Below are 14,367 nucleotides of genomic sequence, written 5' to 3' on the forward strand. Positions count from 1 at the left end.
ATAAAAAAAAGAATCTTTTCAAATTCTTTTTGTGTTATGCAATATAGGTAAATTTTATTACTTGCTTACCTGCTGATTAGGCGTTTTTTACGCATAAAAAAACCGCAAGTCATTGCGGTTTTTAATATTGATTTATAAAAGTTGATTAACAAACTTCATTTCCGTTTTTCACTTCTTGTTGTGGTTCTACAAATGCGAGTTTACCATCTTGAGTATCCGTCATTAAGATCATTCCTTGGCTTTCTACACCGCGTATTTTTCTTGGCGCTAAGTTGCATAAAACAGAAACTTGTTGCCCAATAATATCTTCGGGTGAAAACGTTTCAGCAATACCAGAAACGATAGTTCTAACATCAATACCAACATCTACTTTTAATTTTAAAAGCTTTTTAGTTTTCGCTACTTTTTCAGCTTCTAATATAGTACCAATTCTAATATCTAATTTAGTGAAATCTTCAAAATCTATCGTTTCTTTTTGAGGTTCCACAACTTTATTTTCTTGTTCGTTTGCTAATTTAGTAGCTTGTAGTTTTTCAACTTGTGCTTCAATAGTTTTGTCTTCAATTTTAGAGAATAATAATTCCGCTTTATTAATTTGATGATTTGCTGCTAATAGCGTTTCTTTTTTAGCAACATCTTTCCAAGATAGAGATTCTTCGCTTTCGCTCTGAATGACATTAAGCATAGATTTCAATTTAGTTGAAGTAAACGGTAAAAAAGGTTCACTTAAAACCGATAATGCTGTTGCAATTTGTAAGGCAACATACATAATGGTTTTAACACGTTCTTCATCAACTTTTATAACTTTCCAAGGCTCTTCATCTGCTAAATACTTGTTTCCAAGTCTTGCTAAATTCATTAATTCTTGAGAAGCTTCTCTAAATCTATATCTTTCAATAGATTTTGCAATAACATCTGGAAATTGCTGTAAACTTTCTAAAGTTTCTTCGTCAATTTCTGTAAAATCGTTTGGAGTTGGAACAATTCCGTTGTAATACTTGTTAGTTAAAACAACTACACGATTTATAAAGTTCCCAAAAATGGCAACCAATTCGTTGTTGTTTTTTGCTTGAAAATCTTTCCAAGTAAAATCGTTGTCTTTATTTTCTGGTGCATTTGCTGTTAAGGTATAACGCAATACATCTTGTTGATTTGGAAATTCTTCTAAATATTCGTGTAACCAAACTGCCCAGTTTTTAGAAGTAGATAATTTGTTTCCTTCTAAATTTAAGAACTCGTTTGCTGGTACGTTTTCAGGTAGAATATAATCTCCGTGTGCTTTTAACATTGCAGGAAAAATAAGACAGTGAAAAACAATATTGTCTTTCCCAATAAAGTGAACCATTTTGGTGTCATCTTTTTTCCAATAATCTTCCCAGTTTTTACCTTCACGTGCTGCCCATTCTTTGGTAGCAGAAATATAACCGATTGGCGCATCAAACCAAACATACAATACTTTTCCTTCGGCATCTTTTAACGGAACTGGAATTCCCCAATCTAAATCTCTAGTTACCGCTCTTGGACGTAAACCATCGTCTAACCAAGATTTACATTGCCCTAAAACGTTTGTTTTCCAGTCCTTTTTATGATCTTCTAAAATCCACTTGCGTAAAAAAGCTTCGTGTTTGTCTAATGGTAAAAACCAGTGTTTTGTTTCTTTTATGGTTGGTACATTTCCTGTAATTGCCGATTTTGGGTTGATTAAATCTGTTGCGTTATGAGAAGTTCCACAGTTTTCACATTGATCTCCATAACTTTCTTCGAAACCGCATTTAGGACACGTTCCAATTACAAATCTATCTGCTAAAAACTGATTTGCTTCTGCATCATACAATTGCGCAGAAACTTCTTCTATAAACTCTCCATCGTTATACAGTTTTGTGAAAAAATCTGATGCTGTTTCATGATGAATTTCTGCCGATGTACGTGAGTAATTATCAAAAGAAATACCAAAATCTACAAACGATTTTTTGATAATTCCGTGGTATTTATCAATAATATCTTGTGGAGAAATACCTTCTTTTTTTGCACGCATTGGTATTGCTGCACCGTGTTCATCTGAACCACAAATGTATATTACATCATTATCTGTTAAACGCAAGTAACGTGCGTAAATATCTCCTGGAACATAAACACCAGCTAAATGCCCAATATGGATTGGTCCATTTGTATATGGTAAAGCTGCGGTTATGGTATATCTTTTTGGTGATTTCATTTCTTTTGATTTTTGCCCCACAAAAGTACAAAACACGGTTGATTTTGTTACATTTACATTGCAATAGATTTTTAATCTATTTGAATTAAGAAAAAAAGACATTATTTTGAAGAATAAAATTCACTTTTTATTGATTTTTTTGCTGATGAATTCCTTAGCAAACGCTCAAACCAATCCTATGAAATTAATAACTCCACCATTTTTACAAAAAGGAGATACAATTGCTATTGTTGCGCCTGCTGGAATTTTAAAAAACCGAAAAGCAGTTATTAACTTAGCTAAAAAACAAGCTGAGGTTTGGGGTTTAAAAGTTGTTTTTGGTAAAAACATGTTTAAAACTGATAATCATTTTGCTGGAACGGATGAAGAACGTTGTCAAGATTTTCAAGATGCGTTAGACAATCCGAATATTAAAGCAATTTGGGCAGCTCGTGGCGGTTATGGTTCGGTTAGGATTTTAGATATGTTAGATTTTTCTAATTTTAAAGAAAATCCTAAGTGGATAATTGGGTATTCAGATATTACGGCATTTCACAATCACGTTCATAATTTAGGCGTAGAAACGGTTCACGGAATTATGGGAACTAGTTTTCAAGACACACCAGAAGTTATTGCAAAAAGCGTTGAAAGTTTACGAAAAGCACTTTTTGGAGAGGAATTAAATTATAAAATTACACCTTCTAAATACAATCAAAACGGAACCGTTTCAGGTGAATTAGTTGGTGGAAATATTGCTATTTTGGCTTCTATGTTAGGTTCTGAAAGCGAAATTTCTACGGAAGGAAAAATTTTATTTATTGAAGAAATTGGTGAGTACAAATACTCCATTGATAGAATGTTGCAAAGTTTAAAACGTGCCAATTATTTTACCAAAGTAAAAGGGATTATTGTTGGTGATATGACAAAGGTGAAGAAGAATTCGACGCCTTGGGGAAGTTCCATTGAGCAACTTATTTTAGATGTTGTACCTAATGATATTCCTGTTTTGTTTAATTTTCCTGCGGGTCACGAACCTGATAATAGAGCATTGATTATGGGAAGAAATGTTGAGTTGGCAGTTGGCAGTAAGCAGTCTTCAGTAGTTTTTAATTAAGAATTAAGCTTTAAATCAATAATTAAATTATCAATATCATTCGATAGTTTTTCTAGTCTGTTTTTTCTGTTTATTTGTTCACTATATTCTTTACCATAAAATCCCCCAAAAATTTTTAACCAGGAAAACTTTGGTTTATTATGATTGTTCTCATTTAAATCAAAATTTAATGAAAAAACAGTGTTTATAATATAATAGGAGAGTTTGCTTTCTTTGAGTAGGCCTTTAAACTTTCGGATTTCAATTTCTAATTGATTAACCTCATCTTCATTTATAATTTTATCAAAAGAATGTCTTGAGCATTCTGCTTTTAAGAAATTTAAATATTTAAATAATGTTTCCTCAGTCATAAGAGTAAAAATACTGAATAAAATTGTAATTTAACAAAATGGCACAACACAATGAACTTGGTAAATTAGGTGAGGAGTTAGCGGTAAAATACCTGCTAAAAAAAGACTATAAAATAATCAAGCAGAATTATCGCTACTTAAAAGCTGAAGTTGATGTTATTGTTCAAAAAGGAAATCTGCTAATTTGTGTTGAGGTTAAAACACGCTCTTCTACTTTTTTTGAGAATCCGCAAGATGCTGTAAATCCGAAGAAAATTAAATTATTGGTTTCCGCAATGAATAATTATGTGGAAGAATATGATTTAGATGTTGAGGTAAGGTTTGATATTATTACGGTTATAAAACACCAAAACGACTTTAAAATTGAGCATATTGAAGATGCTTTTTTGTATTTTTAATTTTTTCACCACATAGTTACATAGAGCACATAGTTTTAACCTTTCAGGTTTTAAAAACCTGAAGGGTTTCTTTTTTTGTTATTTAAAAGTGTGTCTAAAAGGTTGTTTGGATTCCTGCCTACGCAGGAATGACAGAATGTTTATTGAGATTCTGAAATTCCGAAGTTTCGGTACAGAATGACAGAAGTTAGCAAACAAGTTTAGCCCTGATTGCAGCGGCATCCTTTTTATGCTGAACTCGTTTCAGTATCTTTTTTTTAAAATCAATTCTTTTTCCTTGTAACAGATGCTGAAATAAATTCAGCATAAATAAAAAGATATAGCGAAAAGCAGGAAATAGCTTCTAAAAAAAACTACTCTTCCAACGCTTTTAAAATTGCTTTTTTAAGTGGCATAAAATGCGATTGTTTAGAACCGCTGTCCACATAAGCAAACTTGCCATTTTTATCAATGACAAAATAAGACGGATACACTTGTTTTTTGTTGAAAACTTCGCTGACATCCATTGCTGAATAGGCGATTTTAAACACAAAAGGATGCTTGTTTAAGAATTCGAAAATTGGTTCTTTACGGTCTAAAGCTGGCGCAACGAATAAAATATCGTTTCTGTTTTCCATTTCTACAACCAACTCGTTTAATGGCGGAATATCAATAACGCAAGGTAAACAAGAGGTAAACCAAAACTTAAAAACTACTACTTTGTCTTTAATGTCTTCTTGTGTTAGACGCGTTCCGTCGGTTAACCAAAGTTTAAAATTTGGTATAGAATCGCCAACTTTAAAGTTCTCTTCTTGGGCAACTAATGTTACTGATAACCAAAGAAAACAAAAAAGTAAAAAGAGACGTTTCATGTTTATTTTTTCTCTGGAGTTGTTGCTTTTTTAGCGTCTTTTTTTGGTGCGTTAATTGCAGAAATTACCTTTTTAATTTCTTTTAAATCGTATGGTTTCGAAATGATTTTTTTGTTAGCGTCTAACACAAAATAAGATGGCGTTGCGTGTACTTGGTACGTTTCAGTAACCAATTTATTATCCCATTTATCTTTAGGATTTAAACCAATTACATGGTGCCAACCGTATAGTTGCTTTGTGAATTCGTTCCACTCAAAATCTTCTTTTTCTAAAGCGTACGCAACTACTTCAGTATCTTTTTGCGTTTGCATAAATTTATACAATTCTGGCACCTCTTTTACACAGTGAGAACAGCTTGTGCTCCAAAAAATAAGTAAGTAGTTTTTACCACCTTTTAAAGTTGATAATCTTTTAGTTTTTCCTTCTTCTTTCCAAGAGAAATCTGGAGCAATTCGTCCAATTGCAGCTTGTACTAAAGCTAATTTCTTAGCTTTAAAAGCGTTGTCTTGAAAACTTGCTGGTAATTTACTGTAATAATCGTTAAAAAGTACATCTACTGTTTCTCCGTTTTGTTGTTTCGCAAACTGAGTTACTAAATATTCTAAAGTTTCCTTTTTAAGTTTTACGTCCGTTATTTTAGACATAACATTTCCTATAGATTCTTTAAAAAGTTTTTGTTGTAATTCTGGTTCAGCAGAATAATTTAAGTAGAAAATATAGTCTGAAACTCTATCTATTAAGAAAGACGAATTGTATAATTCTTTGCTACTAAAATCTATATTATTAAAATAATTATCTACTATAGAACTAAAATATTCTTGCGGACTTGCAACTGGTTTTGAATCTACATCTCTTTTTAATGCTTTTATAAAATGATTTGCTAATAAACCTTTAGATCTATCATCATAAATAGTATAAACATCTTGCAGTTTTTTAACTGCTTCTGGAAATTGTTTAGCAACGCTTTCTGAAGCATCTCTTAAATACACAACTTGTAAAGAATCTACCGTTTTTTGTGTTATTTGTGTTGCTTGTAAAAACTCGTTAAAAACCTGATTTTCCTTAGATTCCATAAAAACTACCGATTGCTCAGGATAATCTGGATGAAAAGATAGTTCTACATTCTCTTTATTAAAAAGGAAGTCTAAAAATCCGCTTCCGTCTTGTCTATACGTTAATCTGTAAGAACCCGTTTTGGTTTCTGCAGGAAGAGTAAACTCAAAAGTACCAACTTGTTGCTCTTTTCCTTCAATAGTTAGCGTTTCAATTTTAGTATTTGTGTTGGCAATAAATTTTTGCTTAGCGCCTTCTACCTTATATAAAATAACCCAATCGGTATTGTTTGGAGGTAACATTGTACCTTTTACACTGTATTGCGCTTGTGCTATAGAAGTTATAAGTACTAATAATAGAAGTATTTTTTTCATCAGAATATATTCTTTTTTACTGTTTTTTAATCTCATTATTTTGACACTTTTTTTAGCTTTTTGTCACACCAAAAAAATGTAAATCGCTAATCTTTTTTCAAGAAGCGTACCAAAATTACTATTTCTTACGTAAATTAGGTACATTGCATCAAATTTTCTTACAAATGAGTTTAAAAAAAGAAGTAGTTTGGATAACTGGAGCATCCTCCGGAATTGGTAAATCACTAGCTTTAGAATATGCAAATCAGGGAGTTAAATTAATTTTATCTTCAAGAAATACAACGGCTTTGGAAGCTGTTAAAGCAGCATGTAAAAATCCGTCCGAAGTACAAATTTTATCGCTCGATTTAGAAGATTACGAAAATTTACAGCCAAAAGTAACAGAAGCACTTTCTTTCTTCGGAAAAATTGACGTTTTGGTAAATAATGGCGGCGTTAGTCAGCGTTCATTAGCAAAAGATACGTCAATTGCAGTAGATAAAAAACTGATGGATGTAAATTACCTTGGAACCGTTGCGCTTACAAAAGCTTTATTGCCTCATTTTATAGAAAATAAAAGCGGACATTTTGTGGTAACCACAAGTATTGTTGGTAAAGTTGCCACGCCAATGCGCTCAAGTTACTCCGCAAGTAAACACGCTTTGCATGGTTTTTTTGACGCTTTAAGAGCAGAACATTATAACGATAATATCTCTGTAACACTTATTTGTCCTGGTTTTGTTGCAACCGATGTTTCTAAAAATGCTCTAACTGGAGACGGAAGTAAACAGAATAAAATGGACGAATCTACCGCAAACGGAATTCATCCAGATCGTTTTGCAAAACTGATGTTAAAAGCCATTAAAAATAAAAAGGAAGAAGCCTATATTGGTGGCGCAAAAGAGCGTTTTAGTGTCTATGTAAAACGATATTACCCAAAATTAGTTTCGCGTTTAATTAGAAAGTGGAAGGTTACTTAGGATTCAGTGTTCAGTGTTCAGTTGACAGTTGCAGTTCCAGTTTGCATTGAAAAAATCTTAATTTTGTCATTCTGAACTCGTTTCAGAATCTCATTTCACTGTTTTTTTTGAAGCTATTTCCCGCTTTTCGCACTCGCTTTTTTTGGTATTTCGGCTACGCTCAACAACCAAAAAAGAGCTCAAACAAATGCTTCAATCGGGGCTAAGCGTATTTATGAAGTTTCTGTCATTCCGAAGTTTACTTTTTTGTAAACTGTCAATTTCAATCAATTAAAAGAAACCCAACGGTTCAAAATAATTAACAATTGCCTCTTTTATTAAAACCGATTGTTCTCCAGGTTTTAGGTTTGGTAACTCTGTAAGTGTTTTATAATGCGGCCAACCATCTTCATCAAAAAAATCGAATTCGTAATAACCATAAGGTTCTAACAACTTGCAAATAGCAATGTGCATTAGGTTTAGTTTTTCGTCTTTTTTAAACTCACGTTGTCCTTGTCCTAATTCTTGTACGCCAATTAAGTAGATAATTCCGTCTAAATTTAAAGTGTCGCCTTCAGAAAATTGTTCCGTAAGTTTGGTAACAACAACATCCCATTTTTCTTTTAAGTCGGTATTTTTTTGCATACAAAAAGTTTAAGGCTTCAAAGATACGAATGAGTTCGTTATATTTGATGCCGAAACTGCACAGATAATTAATATATTTAGTGCGTTATCTCACTTTTAACACTTTTTATTACCATGAATACATTTGATATAATAATTGCCGCGCTCTTACTTTTTGGATTTGTACGCGGATTAATGAAAGGTTTGTTTGTAGAAGTAGCTTCTTTAGTAGCTTTGGTTGCGGGAGTTTATGGCGCAATTCACTTTTCGTATTTTATTTCAGACTGGTTAAAAGACAGTGTAGAATGGGATGAAAAATACATTTCGTTAGCTGCCTTTGCAGGAACTTTTGTAGTAATCTTGGTTATAATTTCTTTAGCCGGAAAATTACTAACCAAAATAGCCGATTTTGCTTCGCTTGGTTTTCTTAATAAATTATTAGGAGGCGTTTTCGGCGCTTTAAAAATCGGATTAATTTTAAGTGTTGTTTTTATTTTCTTCGGAAAAATGAACGATACTATTCCGTTTGTAAAACAAGAAACCTTAAACGAATCTGTTTTGTACAAACCTGTTAAAAAAATTGCTCCAATGATTTTTCCTTCTATCATTAAAGAAGATGGAGAAATGGATATTCCTGAGATAGAGCGTGGAGAAGAAGATAATTAATCAAATTTTAAAAAACTAATACATTAAAAAATGCACAACATGAAAAAGGCAATATTTATTCTATTTTTACTTTTAACCAATTTTATTTATGCTCAAGAGAATTTTGAAATAGTAATAAATGGAGAGAAATTCGAAATAAAATTAGACAAAGATTATGAGTTAAAAGTAGATAATAAAGTATTAAAAGTTAATGTAAAACAGAAAGATACGTTATTGTATTATGATAAGGCGTTTAACTTTAAATACCCAAAAGAATATAAAGTTGTAAAATCTGATTTGGCTGAAGGTATCGAGCAATTAATGTTAATGACAGCAGAAGGTTCTGGTTTTATGATTCAAAAGTACACAACCATTAATCCTAGTATGCTTAATGAATTAATGCTTAGTGAAGTTACAAAAGAAAGCGTTAATTATGGTTTTGAATTGAAGAGAGAAGATTATGAAAGAACGTTAGCTTCTGGATTAAAACTTAAAGTAAATAAAGCTGTGTTAACTTATAATGGCGATACTAATATTTACGAAATAGCTTCCGTTGGAGGTAAAGATTCTGGTGTCTTAATAATGACCATGAAAATGGACGATTTAAAAAACTCTTCAGGTGAAAAATTGATAAATTTAATCTGGAATACGTTGGTGGTTAATTAGGTAAATGAAAACAATTCCCGTTACTTGTGCAATCATTCATTTTGATGATAAAGTTTTAGCTGTTCAAAGAAGTAAAACAATGAAACTTCCTTTGAAATGGGAATTTGCAGGAGGAAAAATTGAAAAAGGAGAAACAGAAATTGATTGTACTAAAAGAGAAATATTTGAGGAATTAAATATTCAAATAGAAGTAAAAGAGAAATTAACACCTGTTATTCATCAATATTCTGATTTTAAAATTAAACTGATTCCCTTTATAGTTAAATATATTTCAGGTGAGTTAATTTTAAAAGAACATTCTGACTTTGTTATAGTTAATAAAGAAGAATTGACTAATTTAGATTGGGCAGAAGCGGATTTACCTATTTTAAAAGAATTTTTAGCATTATGAATCAAGGAATTTACGAAGAATTAATTACACAATTAGTATCTGAAAAATTAAATGAACTTGATAAAGATAAATTCTTTCTAAAGAAAACTTCAATTGATAAGGAAGAAGCTTCGAATGTTTTATCTAAGCATTTAGCAAAAACTTTAAAACATGCTTTTCAACTTATAAAAGGTAAAGCTGAATTACAAATTGAAATTGCTAACAAAATAATTAAATTACTAAAGGACGAGTTAAATAAACAAGAATTTAATGATGATTTAGTAAGTATCGAAGGTGAGATTTTAAAGGCAGTATTTTCAAAAACTGATGCGCACTTTTCAAATTTAGATTTAAGATTAAAAGAAATAACTCCTTACACAAGATTAACACAGAGTGAGTTATTTACTGGTGGAAACGGTGGTTTATCTCTAGAAAGTGAACTAAAAAAAGAGATTCTTTCCTCAAACGAAATATATCTTCTTGTTTCTTTTATAAAATTTAAAGGGATTATTATTCTTGAAAAAGAGTTACGAGAATATACAGAACGTGGTGGAAAACTAAAAGTAATTACCACGACATATATTGGAGCAACAGATTATAAAGCTATTCAACTACTTTCTAACCTTCCTAATACAGAAGTCAAAATATCTTACAATACAAGTAATGAAAGGTTACACGCAAAAGCATATCTTTTTTATAGAAATACTGGCTTTCATACTGCATATATTGGCTCTTCTAACTTTTCTAGGTCAGCTTTAACAGATGGTTTAGAGTGGAATTTAAAAGTTACAACCAAAGAAGTAAGTCACATAATTGATAAATTCAACAAGACATTTGATTCTTATTGGAAGAGTGATGATTTTGAATTATTTGATGATTCTAAACACAAAGAGAAACTTCAAAATGCCTTAAAACAAAGTAAATTTAGTAAACCTTATGAAAACGCTACAGCTTTGTTTGATATTAAACCTTTTCCTTATCAAAAAGAGGTATTAGAAAAACTAGAAGTAGAAAGAACGGTTCACAATAGATTTAGAAACCTTGTAGTTGCAGCAACTGGAACTGGAAAAACAGTTATTTCTGCGTTTGATTACAAACGTTTTAAACAAAATAATAAGTCTGCAAAACTTCTATTCCTTGCACATAGAAAAGAAATTATCCAAAAATCATTATCTACTTTTCAAGGCGTTTTAAGGAATAATAATATTGGTGAATTATGGGTTGACGGAATGGTTCCTGATAATTTTGAATTTGTATTTGCTTCTGTACAATCTGTCAAAAACAAGTTTGAACAATATAACTTAACTCCTGATTATTATGATTATATAATAATCGATGAATGTCATCACCAAACCGCTAATAGTTATAGAGAAATAATTAACTATTTTAAACCAAAGATTTTGCTAGGCTTAACTGCTACACCTGAACGAATGGATGGTGGAGACATTTTAGAAGATTTTGATAATAAAATTGCTGCAGAAATTAGATTACCTGAAGCAATGAATCGAAAATTACTTTGTCCTTTTCAATATTTCGGAATAACAGATAGTATAGATTTAACAAATGTAAGTTGGGCTAGAGGTAAATATGTCGCAAGTGAATTAACTAGTCTATATACCGAAAATGACAGAAGAGTTAGAGAAATTATTGACGCATTAGATAAATACACAAAAGATATAAATGAAGTTAGGTCTTTAGGTTACTGTGTTTCTATGGAACATGCTAAATTTATGGCTAAAAAATTCACATTAGCAGGATTAAAAGCCGATTATTTAACAAGCATAAATAGTACAGACAGAATTCAAATTCGTCAGAAACTTGAAAAAAAGGAAATTAATTATCTATTTGTAGTCGATATGTTTAACGAAGGTATTGATATTCCTGAAATTGATACTGTTCTATTTTTAAGGCCAACTGAAAGCTTGACAGTCTTTTTACAACAACTTGGAAGAGGACTGAGACTTCACGAAGATAAAGACTGCTTAACAGTTTTAGATTTTGTCGGAAATTCTAAACCTGAATATAATTTTGAAAGTAAGTTTAGAGCTTTAATCGGTAAAACTAATACAACCGTTAAAAAAGAAATCGAAGACGATTTCCCACATCTTCCTTTGGGTTGCTCAATTATTTTAGAGAAAAAATCAAAAGAAACAATTCTTAAAAATATATCAGCAGCAACATCTTTAAATAAAAATAAATTAATTCAAAGAATACAACAATTTCAAAACGACACTAATTTACCATTAACATTAAGTAATTTTATTGAATTTTACAACATTCCTGTTCAATCAATCTACAAAAGAGGTAGCTGGAAACGGTTATGTCAATTAGCAGGAAAAATAGAAAATTTCAATTCTGAAAATGAAAAATCCATTGTTTCCGCTATTTTAAACAAATGGTTATCTACAAATTCATTAAGTTATTTCTCTTTTATTCTAAAAATTGCAAAACAGAATTTTAAAGTAACAATTTCAGATTTAAATGAAAATGAAAAAGCGATGCTATTAATGTTGCATTATGACGTTTGGCAGAAAGAAGGAGATTTTGATTCTTTAGAAAAAAGTATACATCATATTGGTGTTAATCCTGTTTTAATTGAAGAAATAAAGGAGATTTTGGAGTTTTTAATTGATAAAACAGATTTCAAAGAATTACCTATCCAACTTCCGTACGAGCAGCCTTTAAAATTGCATAGTCGTTACACGAGAGACCAAATTTTAGCAGCTTTTAAATTTAGTAGTTTTGAAAAAAAATCATCTAATAGAGAGGGAACAGCATTAAATAAAAATTTAAATACTGAAATTCTATTTATCAATCTTATAAAATCAGAAGAAAACTTTTCACCTACAACAATGTATGATGATTATGCGGTAAATGAATTATTATTTCATTGGCAAACTCAAAACTCTGCAAGACCAGATATAGGAAAAGGATTGTCTTATATAAAACATCAAGAAGAAAATAAAAGAATCTTACTCTTTGTTCGCGAAAAAGCAAAAGATGAATTTGGTAATACAAAAGGTTACGTTTTTATAGGGGAAGGAAATATAAAAGACTATTACGGTTCAAAACCAATGAGTATTAATTGGGAATTAAATGAACCTATGCCAAATTATTTATGGAAAGATGCAGCTAAACTTTCTGTTGGATAGTTAACGTTTCCTAAAAGTTGTATATTCACAAGTAAAATAAGAATATCAATTAATTTAAGAAACGTATGTCTGCTGCCGAACTTATAAGTACCATTTTTTTACCAGTTTCTCTTGCTATTATTATGTTAGGTATGGGAATGACGTTAATACCAACCGATTTTACTAGAATAGCAAAAAATCCTAAAGCGGTTTTAATTGGGTTAACCAATCAGCTTATATTTTTGCCAATAATTGGTTTTACGTTGGCAATTGTTTTTGGTTTAAATCCAACTATGGCAGTTGGTTTACTAATTTTAGCAACGTGTCCTGGAGGTCCAACAAGTAATTTAATAACGCAGGTTTGTAAAGGAAATATTGCTTTATCGGTTACTTTAACAGCGATAGCAAGTATTGTTAGTGTGCTTACAATTCCGTTTATTTTATCGTACGCTTTAGAGTATTTTGGTTCAGATACAAATGTTACAATTCAATTGCCAATAGTAGATACTATTTTACAAATAATGGTCATAACGGTTATTCCAATTTCAATAGGAATGTTAATCCGTAAGTATAAAACTAGTTTTGCAAAACGAATGGAAAAACCAATGCGTATTGCCTCCACAGTAATTTTTATATTGGTTTTTATAGCGGTAATTGCAGCAAACCTAAATGTAATTGGTAGCGCAATGAAAGAAGTTGGTTTGGTTACGTTGGTTTTAAATATTGCAACAATGGGCTTAGGTTTTTTAACAGCTAAGTTTTTTAAACTCGATTTTAAAAGTAGTATTTCGGTAACTGTAGAAAGCGGAATACAAAACGGAACGCTCGCTTTTGTAATTGCTACTTCTATATTAAATAATGCCGAAATGGGAATACCAACAGGAGCTTACTCAATTTGGATGTTTGTAACTGGAGGGTTTTTAATGTGGTATTTTGGTAAAAGAGAAGAAACCGTTTCTAATTAAAGCAAAAAAAAAGCGAACCTCTCGGTTCGCTTTTCAATATATAAAAAAGATTGTTTTTTATAACATGGCAACTTTACCAGAGCTAATATGGTAAACTCCACCAACAATTTTAATTTCTCCGTTAGCTTCCATTTCTTTTAGAATAGGACTTTTCTCTCTAATTCTTTCAATGGTTAATCTTACGTTATTTTCAATTGTTTGGTTTACAAACTCTGTATTAGAAGAGTTGTGTTTTCCTTTTACTTGTGATTCAGATTTTTTAACTGCTGGCTGAATATTGTCTAACATTGAAGTAATGTTTCCTAATTCTACATGGTCGCAAGCTGCTTTAATTGCTCCACAGCTTTCGTGACCTAATACAAAGATTAACTTACTTCCTGCAACTTTACAAGAATATTCCATAGAACCTAAAATGTCTACGTTTTCGAAGTTTCCTGCAACTCTAGCTACAAAAACATCTCCAATTGTTTGATCAAAAATTAATTCTACAGGAACTCTAGAGTCAATACACGAAAGAACAATTGCTTTTGGGTGTTGACCATCTGTAGTTTGTGTTATTAATGCTTTATGATCTATTGTGTGTACTTCGTCTCTTATAAAACGAGAATTACCTTCAATAAAATCTTGTAACACCATTAAAGGTGTTAATTTATCTTGTACGTCTTTTGTTACTGCTTTATTTCTATGTGGCATA

At 31.0% G+C, this 14,367-nt stretch carries 14 protein-coding genes; 8 read left to right on the plus strand and 6 right to left on the minus strand.

Features of this window, described 5'->3' with window-relative positions; translation table 11 throughout:
- Positions 1 to 145: 145 nt before the first annotated feature.
- Positions 146 to 2,215, minus strand: coding sequence for a methionine--tRNA ligase (gene metG, locus LPB136_RS12295; RefSeq protein WP_072556614.1), 2,070 nt, complete (start codon positions 2,213 to 2,215; stop codon positions 146 to 148).
- A 178-nt stretch (positions 2,216 to 2,393) separates the two neighbouring features.
- Here metG and LPB136_RS12300 point away from each other — a divergent pair, with 178 nt between their 5' ends.
- Positions 2,394 to 3,308 carry a S66 peptidase family protein gene (locus LPB136_RS12300; RefSeq protein ID WP_237267393.1) on the plus strand — a complete coding sequence of 305 codons (915 nt, stop codon included), beginning with the start codon at positions 2,394 to 2,396 and terminating at the stop codon, positions 3,306 to 3,308.
- Here LPB136_RS12300 and LPB136_RS12305 read toward each other — a convergent pair.
- Positions 3,305 to 3,658 carry a hypothetical protein gene (locus tag LPB136_RS12305; RefSeq protein WP_072556616.1) on the minus strand — a complete coding sequence of 118 codons (354 nt, stop codon included), beginning with the start codon at positions 3,656 to 3,658 and terminating at the stop codon, positions 3,305 to 3,307. The genes LPB136_RS12300 and LPB136_RS12305 overlap by 4 nt on opposite strands.
- 38 nt (positions 3,659 to 3,696) lie before the next feature.
- On the opposite strand from LPB136_RS12305, the gene LPB136_RS12310 reads away from it, so the two are divergent.
- Positions 3,697 to 4,056: a YraN family protein gene (locus LPB136_RS12310; RefSeq protein ID WP_072556617.1), complete on the plus strand. Its 360-nt coding sequence runs from the start codon at positions 3,697 to 3,699 to the stop codon at positions 4,054 to 4,056.
- A 353-nt stretch (positions 4,057 to 4,409) separates the two neighbouring features.
- On the opposite strand, the gene LPB136_RS12315 is transcribed toward LPB136_RS12310, so the two are convergent.
- Together LPB136_RS12315 and LPB136_RS12320 are read right to left on the minus strand one after the other, a co-directional pair.
- Positions 4,410 to 4,907, minus strand: coding sequence for a TlpA family protein disulfide reductase (locus tag LPB136_RS12315; RefSeq protein ID WP_072556618.1), 498 nt, complete (start codon positions 4,905 to 4,907; stop codon positions 4,410 to 4,412).
- A gap of 2 nt (positions 4,908 to 4,909) precedes the next feature.
- A complete protein-coding gene (locus tag LPB136_RS12320; protein WP_158009639.1) occupies positions 4,910 to 6,334 on the minus strand; it encodes a TlpA family protein disulfide reductase in 1,425 nt (474 codons plus the stop codon).
- A gap of 164 nt (positions 6,335 to 6,498) precedes the next feature.
- Here LPB136_RS12320 and LPB136_RS12325 point away from each other — a divergent pair, with 164 nt between their 5' ends.
- Entirely contained in the window at positions 6,499 to 7,293 is a 795-nt protein-coding gene (locus LPB136_RS12325) for an SDR family oxidoreductase (RefSeq protein ID WP_072556620.1), read from the plus strand.
- Between the two features lie 270 nt (positions 7,294 to 7,563).
- Here the strand turns inward: LPB136_RS12325 and LPB136_RS12330 are convergent, their stop codons facing one another.
- The gene (locus LPB136_RS12330) at positions 7,564 to 7,917 is read right to left on the minus strand and encodes a hypothetical protein (RefSeq protein WP_072556621.1); all 354 of its coding nucleotides are present in this window, start codon (positions 7,915 to 7,917) and stop codon (positions 7,564 to 7,566) included.
- A gap of 114 nt (positions 7,918 to 8,031) precedes the next feature.
- Between LPB136_RS12330 and LPB136_RS12335 the strand changes: the two genes are divergently transcribed.
- The 5 genes from LPB136_RS12335 (at position 8,032) to LPB136_RS12355 (ending at position 13,673) form a co-directional block, all read left to right on the plus strand.
- Positions 8,032 to 8,562, plus strand: a complete 531-nt coding sequence (locus tag LPB136_RS12335) for a CvpA family protein (RefSeq protein WP_072556622.1) — start codon at positions 8,032 to 8,034, stop codon at positions 8,560 to 8,562.
- A gap of 39 nt (positions 8,563 to 8,601) precedes the next feature.
- Complete coding sequence (locus LPB136_RS12340) at positions 8,602 to 9,207, plus strand: hypothetical protein (RefSeq protein ID WP_072556623.1); 606 nt, start codon at positions 8,602 to 8,604, stop codon at positions 9,205 to 9,207.
- A 4-nt stretch (positions 9,208 to 9,211) separates the two neighbouring features.
- Positions 9,212 to 9,598 carry a (deoxy)nucleoside triphosphate pyrophosphohydrolase gene (locus LPB136_RS12345; protein ID WP_072556624.1) on the plus strand — a complete coding sequence of 129 codons (387 nt, stop codon included), beginning with the start codon at positions 9,212 to 9,214 and terminating at the stop codon, positions 9,596 to 9,598.
- On the plus strand, positions 9,595 to 12,729 hold the full coding sequence (locus LPB136_RS12350) for a DUF3427 domain-containing protein (protein WP_072556625.1): 3,135 nt from the start codon (positions 9,595 to 9,597) through the stop codon (positions 12,727 to 12,729). The genes LPB136_RS12345 and LPB136_RS12350 overlap by 4 nt, the downstream gene beginning before the upstream one ends.
- Positions 12,730 to 12,794: 65 nt before the next feature.
- Positions 12,795 to 13,673 (plus strand): bile acid:sodium symporter family protein, encoded by an 879-nt coding sequence (locus LPB136_RS12355; RefSeq protein ID WP_072556626.1) that lies wholly within the window; start codon positions 12,795 to 12,797, stop codon positions 13,671 to 13,673.
- A 57-nt stretch (positions 13,674 to 13,730) separates the two neighbouring features.
- Here the strand turns inward: LPB136_RS12355 and LPB136_RS12360 are convergent, their stop codons facing one another.
- Positions 13,731 to 14,366 carry a carbonic anhydrase family protein gene (locus LPB136_RS12360; protein WP_072556627.1) on the minus strand — a complete coding sequence of 212 codons (636 nt, stop codon included), beginning with the start codon at positions 14,364 to 14,366 and terminating at the stop codon, positions 13,731 to 13,733.
- Position 14,367 lies beyond the last annotated feature (1 nt).

The sequence above is a fragment of the Tenacibaculum todarodis genome (assembly GCF_001889045.1).
Lineage (GTDB): Bacteria > Bacteroidota > Bacteroidia > Flavobacteriales > Flavobacteriaceae > Polaribacter > Polaribacter todarodis.